This is a genomic window from Pseudoduganella sp. S-14, from assembly GCF_049913285.1.
Classification (GTDB): Bacteria; Pseudomonadota; Gammaproteobacteria; order Burkholderiales; family Burkholderiaceae_D; genus Rugamonas.
On sequence record NZ_CP183991.1, the window covers coordinates 4,650,110 to 4,669,322 of the forward strand.

The 19,213-nt window shown below is 65.4% G+C and carries 17 protein-coding genes; 6 read left to right on the top strand and 11 right to left on the bottom strand.

Annotation, left to right across the window (positions count from 1 at the left end; genetic code table 11):
- The first annotated feature begins 1 nt into the window (after position 1).
- Positions 2–1,666: a diguanylate cyclase gene (locus ACN9MZ_RS21340; RefSeq protein ID WP_426338911.1), complete on the top strand. Its 1,665-nt coding sequence runs from the start codon at positions 2–4 to the stop codon at positions 1,664–1,666.
- Here ACN9MZ_RS21340 and maiA read toward each other — a convergent pair whose 3' ends face one another.
- From maiA to ACN9MZ_RS21355, 3 genes are read right to left on the bottom strand one after another with little or no spacing between them, the layout of a single operon-like run.
- Complete coding sequence (maiA, locus tag ACN9MZ_RS21345) at positions 1,667–2,311, bottom strand: maleylacetoacetate isomerase (protein ID WP_426338912.1); 645 nt, start codon at positions 2,309–2,311, stop codon at positions 1,667–1,669.
- Positions 2,311–3,330: a fumarylacetoacetate hydrolase family protein gene (locus ACN9MZ_RS21350; RefSeq protein WP_426338913.1), complete on the bottom strand. Its 1,020-nt coding sequence runs from the start codon at positions 3,328–3,330 to the stop codon at positions 2,311–2,313. Before ACN9MZ_RS21350 ends, maiA begins: the two co-directional genes overlap by 1 nt.
- An 8-nt stretch (positions 3,331–3,338) precedes the next feature.
- Positions 3,339–3,869 (bottom strand): VOC family protein, encoded by a 531-nt coding sequence (locus tag ACN9MZ_RS21355; RefSeq protein ID WP_426338914.1) that lies wholly within the window; start codon positions 3,867–3,869, stop codon positions 3,339–3,341.
- An 86-nt stretch (positions 3,870–3,955) separates the two neighbouring features.
- Between ACN9MZ_RS21355 and ACN9MZ_RS21360 the strand changes: the two genes are divergently transcribed.
- Together ACN9MZ_RS21360 and ACN9MZ_RS21365 are read left to right on the top strand one after the other, a co-directional pair.
- Positions 3,956–4,825, top strand: a complete 870-nt coding sequence (locus tag ACN9MZ_RS21360; RefSeq protein ID WP_426338915.1) for a LysR family transcriptional regulator — start codon at positions 3,956–3,958, stop codon at positions 4,823–4,825.
- 7 nt (positions 4,826–4,832) lie between these two features.
- Positions 4,833–5,411, top strand: coding sequence for a gamma-glutamylcyclotransferase (locus tag ACN9MZ_RS21365; RefSeq protein ID WP_426338916.1), 579 nt, complete (start codon positions 4,833–4,835; stop codon positions 5,409–5,411).
- 130 nt (positions 5,412–5,541) lie between these two features.
- On the opposite strand, the gene ACN9MZ_RS21370 is transcribed toward ACN9MZ_RS21365, so the two are convergent.
- Positions 5,542–6,708, bottom strand: a complete 1,167-nt coding sequence (locus ACN9MZ_RS21370; protein WP_426338917.1) for a PA0069 family radical SAM protein — start codon at positions 6,706–6,708, stop codon at positions 5,542–5,544.
- A gap of 124 nt (positions 6,709–6,832) precedes the next feature.
- Here ACN9MZ_RS21370 and ACN9MZ_RS21375 point away from each other — a divergent pair, with 124 nt between their 5' ends.
- Genes ACN9MZ_RS21375 through ACN9MZ_RS21385 form a run of 3 tightly spaced genes read left to right on the top strand, consistent with a single transcriptional unit; the run spans position 6,833 to position 12,083 of the window.
- On the top strand, positions 6,833–7,411 hold the full coding sequence (locus tag ACN9MZ_RS21375) for a DUF2760 domain-containing protein (protein WP_426338918.1): 579 nt from the start codon (positions 6,833–6,835) through the stop codon (positions 7,409–7,411).
- Entirely contained in the window at positions 7,408–9,255 is a 1,848-nt protein-coding gene (locus ACN9MZ_RS21380; RefSeq protein WP_426338919.1) for an Hsp70 family protein, read from the top strand. Before ACN9MZ_RS21375 ends, ACN9MZ_RS21380 begins: the two co-directional genes overlap by 4 nt.
- Positions 9,252–12,083, top strand: a complete 2,832-nt coding sequence (locus tag ACN9MZ_RS21385) for an Hsp70 family protein (RefSeq protein WP_426338920.1) — start codon at positions 9,252–9,254, stop codon at positions 12,081–12,083. The genes ACN9MZ_RS21380 and ACN9MZ_RS21385 overlap by 4 nt, the downstream gene beginning before the upstream one ends.
- Here ACN9MZ_RS21385 and ACN9MZ_RS21390 read toward each other — a convergent pair.
- The 7 genes from ACN9MZ_RS21390 to tssB form a co-directional block, all read right to left on the bottom strand.
- The gene (locus tag ACN9MZ_RS21390; RefSeq protein WP_426338921.1) at positions 12,076–12,702 is read right to left on the bottom strand and encodes a tRNA-uridine aminocarboxypropyltransferase; all 627 of its coding nucleotides are present in this window, start codon (positions 12,700–12,702) and stop codon (positions 12,076–12,078) included. The genes ACN9MZ_RS21385 and ACN9MZ_RS21390 overlap by 8 nt on opposite strands.
- 15 nt (positions 12,703–12,717) lie before the next feature.
- Positions 12,718–13,602 (bottom strand): type VI secretion system protein TssA, encoded by an 885-nt coding sequence (gene tssA / locus ACN9MZ_RS21395; RefSeq protein ID WP_426338922.1) that lies wholly within the window; start codon positions 13,600–13,602, stop codon positions 12,718–12,720.
- An 8-nt stretch (positions 13,603–13,610) separates the two neighbouring features.
- The gene (tssH, locus tag ACN9MZ_RS21400; RefSeq protein ID WP_426338923.1) at positions 13,611–16,208 is read right to left on the bottom strand and encodes a type VI secretion system ATPase TssH; all 2,598 of its coding nucleotides are present in this window, start codon (positions 16,206–16,208) and stop codon (positions 13,611–13,613) included.
- Entirely contained in the window at positions 16,205–16,663 is a 459-nt protein-coding gene (gene tssE, locus ACN9MZ_RS21405; protein ID WP_426338924.1) for a type VI secretion system baseplate subunit TssE, read from the bottom strand. The genes tssH and tssE overlap by 4 nt, the downstream gene beginning before the upstream one ends.
- A gap of 63 nt (positions 16,664–16,726) precedes the next feature.
- The gene (locus ACN9MZ_RS21410; RefSeq protein ID WP_426162981.1) at positions 16,727–17,218 is read right to left on the bottom strand and encodes an Hcp family type VI secretion system effector; all 492 of its coding nucleotides are present in this window, start codon (positions 17,216–17,218) and stop codon (positions 16,727–16,729) included.
- A 14-nt stretch (positions 17,219–17,232) separates the two neighbouring features.
- Positions 17,233–18,714, bottom strand: coding sequence for a type VI secretion system contractile sheath large subunit (gene tssC, locus ACN9MZ_RS21415; RefSeq protein WP_426338925.1), 1,482 nt, complete (start codon positions 18,712–18,714; stop codon positions 17,233–17,235).
- Positions 18,715–19,209: a type VI secretion system contractile sheath small subunit gene (gene tssB, locus ACN9MZ_RS21420; RefSeq protein ID WP_426338926.1), complete on the bottom strand. Its 495-nt coding sequence runs from the start codon at positions 19,207–19,209 to the stop codon at positions 18,715–18,717.
- Between the last annotated feature and the right edge of the window lie 4 nt (positions 19,210–19,213).

Genomic DNA, 19,213 nt, shown 5'->3' on the forward strand with positions numbered 1-19,213 from the left:
TATGCGCCCCCACTTTTCCCGCCGTGCTGTCCAGCGCCTGGCCGCCGCCTTGTGGCTGGCCTGCGCCTGCGGCCATGCCCTGGCGGACGAGCGGCGCGTACTGGTGCTGTACTCGCTAGGCGCCGATTCTTCCTCGGGCTGGCAAAGGCTGGTGCACAAGGGCCTGTACGACGAACTTGAACGCAGCAGCCAAGGCGCGACGCCGGCCATCTTCGAAGAGCGCTTCGACGCCAACCGGGTCGGCGAGGACAAGTCGCAAGAAGGCATGGCGCCCTACCTCGCCACCAAGTACGCCGACGTCAAGTTCGATGCCATCGTGACCGAGAACTTCGTCGCGGCGCGCTTCCTGTCCAGCCATCCGGAACTGTTTGCCGGCGTGCCGCGCCACTATGTCAATCACGGGCGCGAGCAGTGGCAACCGCGCGATGGCATGGCTTACGAGGTGAGCTCCGATTTCGAGCGGGCGATCGGCGTAATTCCGCTGGTGGCGCCGCACGTGCAGCATATCGCCATCGTCGGCGACAAGACTACGCGCGGCCAGCTGTGGCTGGAGCGCATCCGCAGCGTGATGCCGCGTTTCCCGTCCATCCGCTTTGAGGTCTGGGACGATGGCAGCGTACAGGAATTGCGGCAGCGCGCCGCGCGGCTCGATCGCAGCAGTGCCATCTTCATGCTGGCATCGCTGCGCGGCGAAGGCAATGCACGGCTCCAGCCGCGCGAGCTGGCGCTGCAGATTGCAGCCGCCACCAGGGCGCCGCTGTTCACCCATTCCGAATCACTGGTGATGCCGGGCGTGGTGGGCGGCTATGTGGTCAGCGGCGAGGCAGTGGGCCGCATGATGGCGCGCCTGCTGCTGGGCCAGCCGGCCATGACCAGCCAGGTGCAGGGCTATTATTTCGACTATCCAACGGCGCGCCAGGCCGGCTTGCGCGAGCTGCCGCAGGATGCGGTGATCTTGAATCGTCCGCACAATGTGTGGGAGCTGTACCGCTGGCAGATCGTCACGGCGGGCGCGCTGATCGTGTTCGAGGGCCTGCTGATCACAGCGCTGGTGTTGTCGCTGCGCTCAAGGCGTCGCGCAATGTCCGAGCTGGCAGCGGAACGCAGCAGCCTGGAGGACCGCATTTTGCAGCGCACGCTGGAACTCCTGCAGGCCAACCGCAAGCTGGAGCAGCTGGCCACCACCGACCCGCTGACCGGCATCGCCAACCGGCGCAAGATGACGGAGCAGATTGCGCAGGAGCTGGAACGCGCGCGGCGCTTCCACCACCCGCTGTCGCTGCTGATGATCGATATCGACCACTTCAAGCGCATCAACGATACCTACGGCCACGAGGTGGGCGACCAGGCGATCATCCAGACTGCGACGTTGCTGACGGCGAGCCTGCGCGCGGTGGACATGGTGGCGCGCTTCGGCGGAGAGGAGTTTGTGCTGCTGATGCCCGAGACGCATATCGCGGTGGCCGTGCATGCGGCGGAGCGCTTGCGCGAACGCGCGGCGGAGTTGCGCGTGCGGACAGAGCTGGGCGCCGAGGTGGAGCTGACGATCAGTATCGGCGTGGCGGCGGCCCGCACGCCGGACACGCCCTCCTCCCTGCTGGTGCGCTCCGACAAGGCGCTGTACCGGGCAAAGAAGGAAGGACGCAACCGCGTCGTGCAGTTCTGATTACTCTGCGTCAGGCTGCGAGGAAGGATGCGCCGCCTTAAACGCCGGCAAATCGGCACAATTGGCAGCAATGCGCGCCACGTTCGGAAAGGGCGTCAGGTCGATATTGAAGCGCTGCGCGTTGTACACCTGCGGCACCAGGCAGCAATCGGCAATGGTCGGCGTGTCGCCATAGCAGAAGCGGCCGGTGTCGCCGTCGCGCTCCAGGTGTGCTTCGAGCGCCTGCATGCCCTCGCCCATCCAGTGGTAGTACCAATCCATCTTTTGCTCTTCGCTCAGGCCCATCGGGCCCTTGATGTGCTTGAGCACGCGCAGGTTCATCAGCGGGTGCGTGTCGCAAGCGACCGTCTGTGCCAGGGCACGCACGCGGGCACGGCCCACCGCGTCCTGCGGCAGCAGGGGCACCATCGGGTGCACCTCTTCCAGGTACTCCATGATGGCCAGCGACTGCGTCAGCACGATGCCGTTGTCCTCCAGCGCCGGCACCAGTCCCGCAGGATTGACCTTGCGATAGGCCGGCGCCAGCTGCTCGCCGCCGTCGCGCAGCAAGTGCACCGGCACCGCTTCATACGCCAGCCCTTTCAGATTCAGCGCAATGCGGACGCGGTAAGCGGCTGAACTGCGAAAGTAGGTATAGAGCTTCATTAACGTTCCCCGTAATTGCGCACGGTCTGGTCGATGGCGCCGAAGATGGTCTTGCCTTGAGCGTCATGCATCTCGATGCGCACGGTGTCGCCGAATTGCAGGAAGCCGGTTGCCGGCTTGCCGCCTTCGATGGTTTCGTACATGCGCACTTCGGCCAGGCAGCAGTAGCCCACGCCGCCGTTGGCAATGCTGGAGCCGTGCAGGCTGCCCTGCTTGTTCGACACGGTACCGGAGCCGATGATAGTGCCGGCGCACAGCTCGCGCGTCTTGGCGGCATGCGCTACAAGCTGGGCGAAGTTGAAAGTCATGTCTTCACCGGCATTCGGCTTGCCGAATGGCTGGCGGTTGATCTGCACCAGCAGCGGCAGGTGCAGCTTGTTGTCCTGCCAGGCCTTGCCCAGTTCTTCCGGCGTAACTGCCACCGGCGAGAACGCGCTGGCTGGCTTGGAGTTGAAGAAGCCGAAACCCTTTGCCAGTTCGTTCGGGATCAGGTTGCGCAGCGAGACGTCGTTGACCAGCATGACCAGGCGGATTGCCATGGCCGCTTCTTCATCGCTGGCTCCCATTTTCACGTCGCCCGTGATCACGGCCACTTCCGCTTCGAGGTCGATGCCCCAGGCTTCCTCCAGCGCGTAGACCGGGTCGCGCGGGCCGACGAAGCTGTCCGAGCCGCCCTGGTACATCAGCGGGTCGGTGTAGAACGATGCCGGCACTTCTGCGTTGCGGGCCTTGCGCACCAGTTCCACGTGGTTGATGTAGGCTGAACCATCGGCCCACTGGTAGGCGCGCGGCAGCGGCGAGTGGCACATGCTTTCGTCGAAAGGCTTGGCGCCCGATGCGCTGCCCTGGTTCAGCAGGGCGTAGATCTGTTTGAGCTGCGGCGCGGCGTCGTCCCAGTTGTCCAGCGCATCCTGCATGGTGGCGGCGATATTCGGTACCGGCTGGCAGGATTTCAGGTCGCGGCTAACGACGACCAGGCGGCCGTCGCGGCTGCCGTCTTTCAGGGAAGCGAGTTTCATGTAATTCCTTAGTTCTGCGGTGCGTGCATCCAGGCTGCATGCTTGGGCGCCTTTTTCGTTTTAGACCATTCTTCCAGCATTTCCCACTTCACATCGTCCAGCTTCTGCATCATTTCCGGAGTGCCGGTGTTGGCCGCCAGTTCCAGGCGGTGGCCGTTCGGATCGAAGAAGTAGATCGACTTGAAGATGGTGTGGTTGACAGGGCCCAGCACCTCGATGCCGGCCGCCACCAGGCGCTCCTTGGCGGCCAGCAGCTCGTCCATCGATCCTACTTCCAGCGCCAGGTGTTGCACCCAGGCCGGGGTATTTTCGTCGCGCCCCATTTCCTTCTGCGTCGGCAGCTCGAAGAAGGCCAGGATGTTGCCCTGGCCGGCGTCCAGGAAGACGTGCATGTAGGGGTCCGGGGCCTTGGTCGAAGGCACTTCATCCTCCGCGATGGCCAGCACGAAGTTCATGTTCAGGTGCTTGACGTACCACTCGACGGTTTCCTTGGCGTCTTTGCAGCGGTAGGCAACGTGGTGGATTTGCTTGATTTTCATGGCGGGCTCCTTTGTATCCCGCCATTAAACGCTTGTTTCAGCTATCATACAAACGATATTTTCACGTCAATTTATTAGTTTTCCTGATGAGTCCAACCGTTCGCCAGATGCGCGCCCTGGTCGCCGTCGCCCGCGCCGGCAGCTTTACCGCGGCCGCCGACCTGCTGCATGTCACCCAGTCCGCCCTGTCGGGGCAGATCAAGGAGCTGGAGCAGCTGCTGGGAGTGAAAGTGGTGGAACGCAATACACGCCGCGTCCAACTTTCCGAAGTGGGGCGCGAGCTCTATCCCCTGTTTGACAAGATGCTGCAAGACCTGGATGGGGCGATGGCCGATATCGCCAGCCGCAAGGCTTTGAAGAAGGGCATCGTGCGGGTGGCCGCGCCACAGATGATGGCATGCACCTTGCTGCCGCAGGTGATCGGCGCCTTCCGCGCTTCTTATCCGGACGTGCAGGTGCAACTGGTGGATTGCCCGGTCGACAACGTCGCCGCACGCGTGGTCAGCGGCGAGGTGGATGTCGGAATCGGCCCGGAGCGCGACGTGACGGCCGAAGTGGACGCGCAACTGCTGTTCGAGATGCCCTTCGTAGTGGTCTTCCCGTCCGCGCACCCGCTGGCCGCCCGCCGCACGGTCGCCTGGGCGGAGGTCAACCAGCATCCCTTCATCGCCTTGCAGGGCCAGTTCACCGAACGGCTGCTGCGCGACATGACCACGCTGGCGCCCTACAACGAGGTGACCTTCATGACGACCGCGCTGGCCATGGTGGCCGAAGGGCTCGGCATCACCGCCTGCCTGCCCTATGCGGAGCCGATGGTGCGGCTGTACGGACTGGAAATGCGCCCGTTGGTCGAGCCGGAACTCAAGCGAAAATTCTTCATCTACACCAAGACCTCGCGCACCCCCTCCCCGGCTGCGGAACGCTTCATCAGCGTGCTTGGCGAGTATTCCCTATAATTTGCGCATGTCGCACAATACGATTGAAGCCAACCAGGCTATGGACAAGTTCGACGGCCACCACCAGGTGTGGCTGTTCGGTTATGGCTCGCTGATTTACAAGGCGGACTTTCCCTTCATCGAGCGCCGGCCCGCGCACATCTTCGGCTGGTCGCGCCGCTTCTGGCAAGGCTCGCACGATCATCGTGGAACGCCTGAAGCGCCAGGCCGCGTGGCCACACTGATTCCAGCCGAGGGAGACGTCTGCCACGGCATGGCCTACCTCGTTACGCCGGAAGAATTCGCGCACCTCGACCATCGCGAAAAGAACGGCTACCTGCGCGTGGCCATCGACATCCATTTCGAAGCAGGCGGCGTGGAAGAAGGCCTGATCTATATTGCCGCCGCCGACAACGCGGCCTGGCTGGGCGAGGCGAGCGTGGCAGAAATCGCCCACCATATCGCTTCCGCGTCCGGCCCAAGCGGGCCGAACATCGAATACTTGCTGCGCTTGGCCACCGCCTTGCGCGAGATGGGCCACCATGATGAGCACGTTCACGCGATCGAATCCCATCTGGCGCGGTTGCAACTCGGCACTGAACGTTAGGCGAGTCGGTGTGCCTTCGGCGTCCCTCCGTAAGCACTCCTGAAAACTGCTGAATTTTTCTCCCTTAGCGCGCAGGCTTCCCCCTGTCAGCGTTCCAGAATGGGCTCGGCCAGCTCAATTCCAGCGCGGCCTAAAAAAGGTCCATCTGACCCGCTTTGGCGGCGGCAACTGCGCGGGCGCCGGAGGGTGGAATGTATTCAGGCCGCTTGAACTGGGTGCAGTCGAGCGAGCGGAACTTGCTGTGGCGACCATGGAAGCCGAAGCGGGTGATGCCTTTCTCGATGCGCTGCAGGATCAGGTCGGCCCACACACCTTCGCCGCGCATGCGTGCGCCGAACTCGGCTTCGTAATCCTTGCCGCCGCGCATGTCGCGCACGCGGTTCATCACGCGCGCCGCCCGATCGGGGAAATGCGCTTCCAGCCATTCCTTGAACAAGGGGCTGACTTCCCACGGAAGTCGCAGTACGACATAGGTCGCCATCACCGCGCCGGCATCGCGCGCTGCGCACATGATCTTCTCGATATCGGGCTCAGTGACGAAGGGAATGATCGGCGCAATGCTGACGCCAACCGGAATGCCGGCCTTGGCCAGCGTTTCGATCGTGCGCAAGCGGCGTGCTGGAGCCGCAGCGCGCGGCTCCAGGGTGCGCGAGATCTTGCTGTCCAGCGTGGTGATGGTGACCGATGCGGCAGCCAGGTTACGCGCAGCCATCGGCGCGAGGATGTCGATGTCGCGCTCGATCAGCGAGGATTTGGTGATCAGGCCAACCGGATGGTTGCACTCGGCCAGCACTTCCAGCACGCGCCGCGTGAGCTGGTATTCGCGCTCGCAAGGCTGGTAGGCATCGGTATTCACGCCCAGTGCCAGCGACTCCACCTGATAACCTGGCTTGGACAATTCGGCGCGCAGCAGGTCCGGCGCATTCACCTTGGCGAATAGCTTGGTTTCAAAATCCAGGCCGGGCGACAAGCCCAGGTAGCTATGCGATGGCCGCGCAAAACAATAGATGCAGCCATGCTCGCAGCCGCGATAAGGGTTCAGCGAAACATTGAACGGAATATCGGGCGATTGGTTGCGCGTGAGGATGGTCTTGGCCGTCTCCGCGGTGACCATGGTGCGCGGTGGAAGCAGTTCAGCCTCGGCATCATCCGGATCGGGTGCCCAGCCGTCGTCGAACGCTTCGCGCGCCTGCAACTCGTACCTTCCTTGCATGTTTGATACCGCACCGCGCCCTTTTTTGGCTTTGAGCGATTGCGGCGGTAGCATCACCTGCCCTTCGAATTCATGGTCCTGCATGCGGCACCCCGAAGTATTACTGTACATACATACAGTATTCTAATCCGCCCGCGCCAAGGCTGCAAGCCAAGCTGGTATCATGCGCACTTTTCCGGGATATCCCCCGACATTCAAGAGCAATAACATGAGCAAAACTAGCAATCTGCCCTCCTTTGGGAGCAGGATTTCCCTCGCCTTTGGCGCCTTTTTCAAAACCCTGGGCGATGCTGAATTCGCCGCCCGCGTGCGTGACGACAGCGTGGGCCCCGCAGCGGCTCCGGCTGCCGCACCAGCACCCGCACCAGTCGCCGCCCCAGTGCCAGCCGCCGCGCCCCTGCGCGAAGCCACGCCCGACGCAGCACTGCAGCTCCTGTCCCTGTTCCAGCGCGAAGCCCGCCTGATCGACTTCACGCAGGAAAACCTGTCCGCATATTCGGATGCCGACATTGGCGCCGCCGCCCGCGTGGTGCACGAGGGCTGCTCCAAGGTGCTGCGCGAGCATTTCACCATCGACGCTGTCCGCTCCGAAGCGGAAGGCAGCCGCGTGACACTGCCGGAAGGTTTCGACGCATCCGCCGTGCGCCTGACTGGCAATGTGGTCGGCAAGGCGCCGTTCACCGGCACCCTGAGCCACCGCGGCTGGCGCGCCTCCAGCGTGCGCCTGCCGAAACTGGCGGAAACGCATGACGCCAAGATATTGGCACCGGCCGAGGTGGAATTGTGAACGATCCGCGTTTTGCCATCGGCATCGACCTTGGCACCACCCACAGCGCGCTGTCCTACGTTGAACTGGCAGCCAGCGATGGCGAGAAAACCAGGCATGGCGTGCTGGGCGTCCCCCAGCTCACCGCGCCAGGCACGGTAGAAGAACTGCCGCTGCTGCCAAGCTTCCTCTACCTGCCGCATCCGGACGAGCTGGCGGCCGGCGAACTGGCCCTGCCCTGGGCTGGAGCCGACGGACCGCCCGCAGTGACGGGCGAAATGGCCCGCAGCCGCGGCGCCACCACGCCGATCCGTTTGGTGTCGAGCGCCAAGAGCTGGCTGTGCCACCCTGGCGTGGACCGCCGCGCAGCCATCCTGCCACATGACGCGCCGGAAGAGGTGTCGCGCGTGTCGCCGCTGGAAGCATCGACCCGCTACCTGAAACACCTGCGCGCAGCATGGGACAATGCCCATCCGGATGCCCCGTTCACGCAGCAGGCAGTCACGGTCACCATCCCTGCATCGTTCGACCCGGCCGCGCGCGAACTTACCGCCGAAGCAGCACGCGCCGCCGGCTACGAGAACGTCACCCTGCTGGAAGAACCGCAGTCGGCGCTGTACAGCTGGATCCAGAACAGCGACGGCCGCTGGCGCAAGGAAGTCAAGCCGGGCGACATCATCCTGGTGGTGGACGTGGGCGGCGGTACCAGCGACTTCTCGCTGATCGCCATCCTCGAGCGCGACGGCAAGCTGGAACCGCACCGCGTGGCCGTGGGAGACCACATCCTGCTGGGCGGCGACAATATGGACCTGGCGCTGGCCCACCTGGTGGCGCGCAAGCTGGCAGCCAACGGCACCCAGCTCGACGCCTGGCAGATGCGCGCACTGACCTACGGCTGCCGCGCCGCCAAGGAAAACCTGCTGGCCAATGCGCAAGCCGAAACCTGGCCGATCGTGGTACCAAGCCGCGGCTCGAAGCTGATCGGCGGCTCGATCCGCACCGAACTGACGCGCGCCGAAGTCACGGCCTTCATCACCGACGGCTTCTTCCCGAAAGTGGAAGCTTCCGCGCGCCCGGCCGTGCGTTCCCGCGCCGGCCTGACCCAGCTTGGCCTGCCTTACGCGCAGGACGCGGCAATCACCAGGCACCTGGCAGGTTTCCTGGCGCGCCAGGCGGGTGCTACGGCGGAACTTGAAGGCTTTGCCGCCAATCCGGCCCATACTTTCCTGCATCCAAGCGCGGTGCTGTTCAACGGCGGCGTGTTCAAGTCCGAACTGCTGGCCAATCGTGTGATGGAAACCATCAACGACTGGCTGTCCATGGAAGGCGGGGAACCGGCGCGCATGCTGGACGGCGCCGACCTGGACCTGGCCGTCGCGCGCGGCGCGGCCTATTACAGCTACGTGCGACGCGGCGCCGGGGTACGCATTCGCGGCGGCACGGCGCGCTCCTATTACGTCGCGGTGGAATCGTCGATGCCGGCCATTCCGGGCATGGAGCCGCCGATCCAGGCGCTGTGCGTTGCACCGTTCGGCATGGAAGAAGGCAGCGAGCTGGAATTGCCGGGCCAGGAGTTTGGCCTGGTGGTGGGCGAGCCGGTGCACTTCCGCTTTTTCGGTTCTTCCGTGCGCCGCCAGGACCAGATCGGCGCCGTGCTCGATTTCTGGGGACCGGAAGAACTGATTGAGCTGAACGAAATCCAGGCCACGCTGGCGCCGGAAGGCCGTTCCGTTGGCGAGGTAGTGCAAGTGCGCCTGCATGCTTACGCCAGCGAGTCCGGCACCCTGGAACTGCTGGCAGTGGCGCAGGATGGCCAGCGCTGGAAGGTCGAATTCGACGTGCGCGGCGCCGGCGAAGGCCAATGACGCAATACCTGGTCAGCATCGACCTGGGCACCACCAATTCGGTGCTTGCCTATGCCGCGCCGGGCGGAGACGTGCAGTTGCTCGACGTCGAGCAGCTCACTGCGCCCGGCGAAGTTGGCAGCGCCGTGCTGCTGCCCTCGTCCCGTTATCACCCGGCCAGCGGCGAATTTGCCGCGGGCGAGTTGCAGTTGCCGTGGCCGGAGCCGGCCGGGGCAGACGCGCCGCCCGCAGCGGTCATTGGCCGCCTGGCGCGCAAGCTGGGCGGACAGGTGCCGGGCCGGCTGGTCGCCAGCGCCAAGAGCTGGCTCTCCCACACCGGCGTCGATCGCATGGCGCCGATCCTGCCCTGGGGCGCCGCGGACGACGTCGAGCGCGTGTCGCCGGTGGCGGCCAGTGCGAGCTATCTCGCGCACCTGCGGGCGGCCTGGAATGCGCGCTTTCCCCACGCACCGCTGGAGCATCAGCAGCTGGTACTGACCATTCCCGCATCGTTCGACGAGGGCGCGCGTGCGCTCACGCTGGAAGCGGCGCGCATGGCGGGCTTGCCGGCCCTGCGCCTGCTGGAAGAACCGCAAGCGGCCCTGTATGACTGGCTGTATCGCCACCGTGCAACGCTGGCGCAGGACCTGGCCCAGGCACGCCTGGTCCTGGTCGCGGACGTCGGCGGCGGCACTACCGACTTCACCCTGGTCAAGGTCGAGATGGCAGGAGGCGAGCCGCAATTGACCCGCATCGGCGTCGGCAACCACCTGATCCTCGGCGGCGACAATATGGACCTGGCGCTGGCCCACCTGGCTGAACAACGCCTGGCCGGCGACAGCAGCGGCGCGGCGCCCCCGCAGCGCCTGTCCGCGGCGCGCCTGGCGCAGCTCACGGAACGCTGCCGCGCGGCGAAAGAAATCCTGCTCGCGGCCGACGCACCGGAGCAAGTCGCCGTCACTTTGCTCGGCTCCGGCTCAAAACTGATCGGCGGCAGCCGCTCCGTCGCGCTGCTGCGCGCAGACGTCGAGCGCATTGTGCTGGACGGCTTCTTCCCCCTCAACGAAACGCAGCAGCTCGCGCAGTCCAAGCGCGGCGGCATCGTCGAATTCGGCCTGCCCTACGCCAGCGACCCGGCCATTACGCGCCACCTCGCCAGCTTCCTGCGCCAGCACGCTGGCGCCGCACGTGAAGCATTGGGAGTGCCTGACGACGGCAAGCTTGCCGTTCCCGACACGCTGCTGCTGAACGGGGGCGTATTCCGCGCCGCCAGGCTGGCCGCGCGCCTGGCCGACACGCTGTCGGCGTGGCGTGGCCAGCCGGTGCGCGTGCTGCACAATGACGATCCCGATGTCGCGGTCGCGCGCGGCGGCGTCGCCTATGCTTTGGGCCGGCAAAGCATGGCGCCCGCCATCGCTGGCGGTTCGCCGCGCAGCTATTGGCTGCTGCTCGATAATGCCCGTGCTCCAGGCGTAACACGCCGCGCCGTCTGCCTGCTGCCGCGCGGCTCCGCCAGCGGCCATGAAGTGCGCCTCGCCGATCGCAGCTTCGCACTGCGGCTCGGACGCCCGGTACGCTTTCACATCGCCACAACGCTGGCCGATGCCGCGCCGCCGCAAGCGGGCGATGTCGCCGACCTGGCGCCTGGCGAGCTGACTGCGCTGCCGGCCATTGCCACCGTGCTGCGCGACAGCAAGGACGCCAACGCGCGCAAGGAAATCACCGTGCAGCTGGCGGCCTCGCTGACTGAAGTCGGCACGCTGGAAGTGCATTGCGAAAGCAACGGCCAGCGCTGGCAGCTCGAATTCCAGCTGCGCGAACACGGCGCGGACGACACGGCAGCCGCGGACGCCAACGATGCCGATGCCGATGACGCCCAGGCCGATCCCCTGCCGGCGCGCCTGCCCGAAGCGCTGGAAAAGATCGACCGCATCTTCGGCAGCCGCGCGCAACAGGTCGACGCCAGGGAGGTACGCCAGCTGCGCGGCCAGCTCGAACACCTTCTCGGCAGCCGCGAACGCTGGGCAACGCCCGTGCTGCGCCGCCTGTTCGATGCCCTGCTGGAGCGCGCCAAGGGCCGCCGCCGATCGGCGGAGCATGAACGCGCATGGATGAACCTTGCCGGCTACAGCCTGCGGCCGGGCTTCGGCCATCCGCTGGACGAATGGCGCATCGAACAGCTCTGGGCAATGTTTGACACCGGTGTGCAAAATCACAAGGACAACCAGGTCTGCGCCGAGTGGTGGACACTGTGGCGCCGCGTATCGGGCGGCCTGCCGCCAGCGGCCCAACTGCGCCTGCTGGACGATTTCGCCTTCAACCTGCAGGCCGACGCCAGTGAACGCGGCCGCCGTCCCGTCACCCTGGTCAACGGCAGCGAAGCAGACATGCTGCGCCTGGGCGCTTCGCTGGAGCGCATTCCGTCGGCCTATAAGGCGGAAATCGGCAACTGGATGGTGGGGGAGCTGGCGCAAGCAAGGAACCTCGCCGCGCAAACCCGTTATCTCTGGGCGCTGGGCCGTGTCGGCGCACGCCGGCCATTCCACGGCAGCGCACACGACGTGGCGCCGGTCGAAACGGTGGAGCAGTGGCTGCAGGCGGTCATGCTGCTGGACTGGCGCAAGGTGGAGCCGGCGGGCTTCGCAGCAGCCCACCTGGCGCGCATGACCGGCGACCGTTCACGCGATATCAACGACGCGCTGCGCGCCGAAGTCGTGCGCCGGCTGCAGGCTGCGGGAGCGCCGCCAGGCTGGCCGGCCATGGTGCGCGAGGTTGTCCAACTCGACCAGGCCAGCGAGCAGCGCATGCTGGGCGAGGCGCTGCCGCCGGGCCTGAAGCTTCTCAGCTAGCCACGCTGCCGCGCGCAGCCTGTGCTTGCTGCTGCGCGACGAAGCCGTCGAAGGCCGCGATGACGCGGTGGTAGCCGTGCTCCGCGCCCTCCAGCTGCGCCAGCGCGTAGCAGCTTGCTTCCAGCGTCGAGAGCTGGTCCGGCGCGTGCGCCTTGCGGATCAGGTAATGCGATGGCGGCGTGTCGCGCAGCGGAAGGCGCGGCAAGGCTTGCAGCGCCGGGTTCAGGTACAGCATCTTGCGGCTCTTGCGCCAGGTGGCGTCCAGCACGACCAGCCGGGCTTGCGCCGGCGCCAGCGCGGCATTGAACTGCGGCGGCGGCGCGATGCCGAGCGAACGGTCGCCTGGCGTGTCGGGATACAGCAGCACCGGCTGGCGGCCGCCTGCCTCGAGCAGGTCCTGCAGCGCGCCTTCATCAAACTGTTCGCCAACTTCCATGCGGCTGCCGGGCAGGCAAAGGTGCAGCAGGCGTGCGCTGCCCTTGGCGTTGCTCACTTCCATGGGATGCTGCAGGATCAGGACCTCGACCGTGCTGGCCACCGGCGCCGCCCAATGGCAGATGCAGGTGGCGGCAGGGCGCAGGCAAGTGCTGCAAAGAGGTCGGCGCGGCAGGCTGTTCATGCCGCGGATCATACACTAGGCCGGCGGCGCGGCGCCCAGCAGTTCGTCCAGCTGCGCGATTTGCGCCGGGTCCTTGACCACGGCGCGCAGCCACTCGTGCAGCGGCAGGCTGCCCCAGCTGGCGGCCTTCTCCGCCAGGTAGGCGACGGGGCTGTGCGGCTCGGTGCGACGGAAGAATTCAGCCACCAGGCGCAATTGCGCCAGTGCGTGCTCGCGGGTTTGCGGCATCGCCGGAAGGCATTGCACGCCCGCGCTGGCGACGACCATGGTCCCGCTGGCCACGCCACTGCCTGCCGCGCTGTCGGCCGAGGACAGCCTGCGCCCGGCATCGTCGACTGCCCCTTGCACGGCATCGCGCGCCGGCCCGAACGCCGGGCCTTCCGCGCCAAGGTGGGCATCGACCGCTTCCTGCAGCTGCTGCAAGGCAGCCAGGCAATGGCGCGCATCCAGCAGGCAAGCATCCGCATCGCCGGGTGGCGGGAAGTCTTTCACCAGCGCCGGCGTGCGTCCCAGCAGCCACGCCAGGTTGCCGCTGCGCAGCGCATACTCGCCGTTTTCCGGCAAGGGATGCACATGCTCCCAGAAGCGTTCGCACAAGCCGGCCAGCAGCAGGAAGCCGTCGCCCAGGCCGCGCATGCCGTGGGTGTGTGCGCGAGCCTCCGCCAGCCACGCCGCCAGCCGCAAGTCCTTGCTGCGTGAGCGCAGCAACTCGGCGCAGCGGCTGGCCACCAGCGGCCAGTCCGCGCTATGCAGCGGCGTTGCCCATTCGCCCTGCTCCAGCGTGGGATCGTCCTGCCGCCTTGCCGCAGCTATGGCGTCCATGCAGGCATCAAACGAGACATCCTCGCCGCAAGGCTGGGCGACGCTGAGCGGCACCAGCAAATCCTCATTCGTGAACATACTGCCTCCTATTTGGCGCTAATCCTGAACTGGCCGTGGCGCGTTACGCCCGCCTTCACCCTCGTCACCGGCATGCCTTCCGCCATGCGCGCCAGCAGCATATCGGCCACGCCCGGCAGCAAGCTGCCGTGCAGGATGCTGTCGATATTGCGGGCGCCGGAATCGGTCTCGGTGCAGCGCGCCAGCACTGCCTGCACCAGCGCATCGTCCCAGCAGAATTCGGCGTGGTGGTTTTCGCCGATGCGCTGGCCGATCCGCCCCAGCTTCAGCGCAATGACCTGGGCCAGGGCTTCATCCGAAATCGGGTAGTAGGGCACGACTTGCAGACGCCCGAGAAAGGCCGGCTTGAAATGCCGCACCAGCTGCGGCCGCAGCAGCGCGTCGAGTTCCTCAGGCATCGGCAGCGGCGCCTCGCCCCGGTTCAGGCAGGCCTGCATGATGGCGCCCGATCCGAGGTTGGAAGTCAGGACGATGACCGTGTTGCTGAAGTCGACCATCTGCCCTTCCGAGTCTTCCAGCATGCCCCGGTCGAACACTTGGTAGAAGAGTTCCAGCACGTCCGGATGTGCCTTGTCGGCCTCGTCGAGCAGCACCACGCAGTAGGGATTGCGCCGCACCGCCTCGGTCAGCACACCGCCCTCGCCATAACCGATGTAACCGGGCGGCGAGCCTTTCAGGCCTGCCACACTGTGCGCCTCCTGGTATTCGCTCATATTGATGGTCACCAGCTTGCGCTCTCCGCCGTACAGGAGATCGGCCAATGCCAGCGCGGTTTCCGTCTTGCCTACTCCGGAGGGGCCCGTCAGGAGGAAAACGCCCTTGGGCTTGCGCGGATCATCGAGCCCGGCACGCGCAGTGCGCATGCGCTGCACGATGGTCTCGACGGCGTGCGGCTGCCCCAGCACGCGCGACTCCAGCGCAGGCTTGAGCTGCTGCACGGTGCGGATTTCGTCGCGCAGCATGCGGCCTACCGGGATTCCGGTCCATGCAGCGACCACACCGGCCACGACGTGGCGGTCAACCTCCAGCGGAACCAGGGGCGACTCGCGCTGGATTGCGTTCAGCTCCTGTTGCGCGCTCGCCGCAGCGGCGGCATCGCCCTCCTGGCGCAGCGCCATCACGCGGGCGCATAGTTCGCGCTCATGCTCATGCCGGGCGGCCAGTTCCGCGTGCCAGGCCTGGAGGCTGCCCCGCTCGTCGCGCAATGCCGAAAGTGCCGATGGCCCGGCATCGGCGGCAGTTGCCGCATCGCGTTCCAGCGCCGCGATGCGTACCGACAGCCGTTCAATCTGGCAAGCTGCATCTTCCAGCAAGGCAGGCGATGCGCACTGGCCCAGCGCCACGCGGGCGCAAGCAGTATCGAGCACGCCGACCGCCTTGTCCGGCAGCTGGCGGCTGTTGATGTAGCGATGTGCAAGGCGCACTGCCGCCGTCACGGCGTCGTCGCGCACGCGCACGCCGAAATGCCGCTCCATCAGCGGCACCATGGCCCGCAGCATGCCAGCGGCCGTTTCTTCGTCCGGCTCCTCGACCTTGACCACCTGGAAGCGGCGCGCCAGGGCCGCGTCCTTCTCGACATAGCGTTTGTACTCGCTCCAAGTCGTAGCGGCAATTGTGCGCATCTCGCCGCGTGCCAGGACCGGCTTCAGCAGGTTGGCTGCATCGCCCTGCCCGGCGCTGCCGCCGGCGCCAATCAAGGTGTGCGCCTCGTCGATGAACAGAACGATGGGGTGCGGGCTGCGGCGCACTTCCTCGATCACATTTTTCAAGCGGGCTTCGAACTCTCCGCGCACGCTGGCGCCGGCCTGCAGCAGCGCCAGGTCCAATGCGTGCAGGGCCACGTTGCGCAACGGCGGCGGCACCTCGCCGGCTGCGATGCGCAAAGCCAGTCCTTCCACCACGGCCGTCTTCCCAACGCCGGCTTCGCCGGTCAGGATCGGGTTGTTCTGGCGCCGGCGCAGCAGGATATCCATCAGTTGCCTTACCTCCGCCGCGCGGCCGACGACAGGGTCGAGCTTGCCGTCGCGCGCCAGCTGGCACAGGTTGACCGTGTACTGTGACAGCGCCGGCGACGAGGGAGGCGCGGCCTGCTGCGCGCCAGCATCATGCGTTGCGGCCGGCACTGCCGCCTCTGCCGAAACGGCAACGTACTTTTCCATGCGGTGCTTCAGGCCATCGATCGGAAAGCGGGCGAACAGGCCTGAGATCCGCGCCGCCTGCTGCGACAGTTCCGACTCGGTCAGAAGAGCGAGCAGCAGGTGGCAACTGCGCACCTGGTCCGGCTGCGGCAACGCCAGCGAGGCAATCAGCCAGGCATGCTCCAGCATTATCTGCAGGCGCCGCGCGAAAACCGGAACGCGCGTCGCGGCGATGCGGACGCAGGCCAGTTCGCGCCGCAAATCGGCTTCCAGCGCGGTGGCGCTGACGTCGCTGCGGCGCGCAATGGACTGCAGGTCGCATTCCGGCTGCTCCAGCAGCGCAAGCAAGAGGTGCTCGACATCGACTTCGCCGTGTCCCATGCCGATAGCAATATTGGCAGCGCGCGTTGCGGCAGTACGGCAGGCGTCGTTCAGCTTTCCAATCAGGGTTTTCAGTTGAATGCTCATGCAATGGCTCCGCGCTTGATGGAATAATGCAGCGATGACGGTTGCAAGGCCGCGCTGAAGCTCACGGCTTCGTCGGCGCCATGCACCCGCAACATGCCGGAAATGACGATGTCGATGCGATTGACGGTGCCGCTGCGCTCGGCCAGCGTAACCTGCACATTGCACAGCCGCTGCTCGTGGCGTTCGACTGCCTGGCGGATGCTGCCGCAGATGCGCTGCCTGTCCTCGCTGCTGCTGTTCGACAAGCCGGCGAAATCGGCCAGTCCGAAGTTCAGGATCGAGCGCGCACATTCCGGATAGGACTGCAACATTTGCTGCGATAGCGCGCTGCGCGTGTTGAGCAGCGCCTCCAGGTCGCGCGCTACGCTCTCCTTCAACTGCTCCTGCGACAGGAAACGCCCGCCAGGATGGTTCCCCAGCAAACGGTCCAGCAAGCCTGGCCGGTAACCGTCCATGCCGCACCTCCGAAAAAAAGCGGCTGCAGCACTTGCGCACCGCAGCCGCAACTCCCTCCAACATCATGCAATGCGGTTGGTCGCCAGGTCCCAGCCGCCGGAAGTATTGCCGCCCATGCCGCCCGAAACGCGCTGCTGCGTGTATTTCCAGCGCACTTTCGAAAATTTGAATCCCACCTCCTCGGTCATGATGTCGCCCTCGCTGACCGATGGGGATACGGCGCCAATGAGCACGTTATCGAGTTCGATTTCAAAGTACTTGACCCGCTCGCCCTGCGCATCGGCGCGCATGAATTCCAGCTTGGCCTTGGGAATGGTGCGGCCGGCCGAGCAGGTTTGCAGCAGGATCGGCGAGGCCAGGTCGGCCAGCTTGGTGATCACTACGTCGCGATGCTCGCAGCGTTCGGCCGTATGGCCGCCGCCGGTGGAAGAAGTGGCCGAACGCGGTTGCTCCACCGACCAACTGACCGATTTGCATTCGATCCAGTCCTTGTGACGGTCATCAGTCGACTCCCCCTTGATGCCATCGATATGCAGGTACACGTCAATTGCCATTGCAATGCTCCTTTTCAGTAGTTGGTGGTTTGCGGCAGTTCCGCCACGAGGCGGAGGGAAACGGTCAGCTCGTCGAGCTGGAAATGGGGCCGCAGGAAGCTGACGGCGCGGAACACGCCTGGCCGTCCGGGCACCTCGCTGACCTGGACCGAAGCTTCACGCAGAGGGAACTGCGCCTTCTGTTCCTGGCTGGCGTTATCGTCCAGCAGCACGTACTTCATCAACCAGCGGTTCAGGAAGTCTTCTACATTGGAGGCAGCTGCAAAGCTGCCGATCTTGTCGCGCATCATGGCTTTCATGTAGTGCGCAATGCGCGACACGGCGAAAATGTATTGCAGTTGCGAGGACAGCACGGCATTGGCGTTGGCCGCGTCGGAACTGTAGCGCATGGCCTTCTGGGCCGATTGCGCGCCGAAGAAGGCGGCGTAAGCGGTGTTCTTGCAGTGGACCAGGGAGATGAAACCGAGGTCGCTCAGTTCCTTTTCGCGCCGGTCGGTGATGGCCACTTCGGTCGGGCATTTCAGCGCCACCTCGCCTTCGTCGGTCTTGAAGGTGTGGGTCGGCAGGTCGTCAACCAGGCCGCCCCCCTCCACGCCGCGAATGGCGGCGCACCAGCCGAACTCCTCGTGGGCCTTGGTCAGCCGGGCGCCAAAGGCGTAGGCGGCATTGCACCACAGGTATTTGTGGTGATCGCGGCCATCCACGTCTTCCACGAAGTTGAAGCCTTCCACCGTGGTGCCGTCGACCGGATTGAAAGGCAAGCGGCCAAGGAAGCGCGGCAGCGTCAGGCCGACGTAGCGCGCATCTTCGGATTCGCGGAAGGCTTTCCACTTGGCGTATTCCACGGTGTCGAATACCTTGGCCAGGTCACGCGGCTTGCCAAGGTCGCCGTAGCTCTCCAGTCCGAACAGCTCGGGCGAAGCAGCGCTGATGAATGGCGCGTGCGCCGCGGCAGCCAGGTGCGACATCTGTTCGATGAAGTAGATATCCTCGGGCTGGCGCGAGATCTCGAAGTCTCCCAGCAGCGCCGCATAAGGTGAACCACCGAAGGTGCCAAATTCCTCCTCGTAGACTTTCTTGAAGATGGTGCTCTGGTCGAAATCGAGCGCGCTCTGGAAGTCACGCACCAGTTCGCGCTTGGTGGCGTTCAGCAGACGGATTTTCAGCGTAGGCCCGGTCGCAGTGCTGCGTACCAGGTAATGCAGGCCGGTCCAGCTTTGTTCGAGCTTCTGGAATTCAGGCGTATGCATGATGGCGCTTAGCTGCTCCGAGATCACGCGGTCCAGCTCAGCCACGCGCGCATCGATGGTAGCCGACAGGTTATGCGAAAGCTGCACGCTGCCCTGGACCACCTGCCGCGCCAGTTCGCCGATGATATCGCGGGCGCGTTCGTGCTCGCTGCTGGATTTGGCTACCCTGCTTTCCTCGACGATGCGGTCGAGCAGGTCGCCATCTTCGATCGTACTCGCCGCTGCAGCCTTCATTTGCGCGCTCATTCAGTCCTCCTTGGGCGCGATGGCCGCCAGGTTTTCAGTGTTTTGCAGCACGTCCGTCAGCAAGTCCTCCAGCCTGTCGTTGCCGGCCAGCTTGTTGCGCAGGTCTGCCAGCTTGCTGCGCGCTTCCAGCAACTTGCCGAGCGGTTCGACCTGGCGCACGATGGCTTCCGGGCGAAAGTCCTGCATCGATCCGAAGCGCAGCTCTACCGGGAACTCGCCTAGCCCGCCCAGGCGGTTCTGCACCTGGAAGTTCAGCACCGGGTTCACGCCGGCCAGCACCTCGTCGAAGTTGTCGCTGTCGATGTTGACGAAGTTGCGCTCCTTCAGCCGCTTCAGCGGAACCTCCGGGTTGCCGCCAAAGTCGCCCATGACGCCGACCACGAAGGGCAATTCCTTGCTCTCCATGTCACCGCCAACCTCAACGTCATAGGTCATCTGCACGCGCGGCGGGCGGACCTTGGCCAGGCGCTTCTGCACGCTGTCACGATTTGCCATTGCC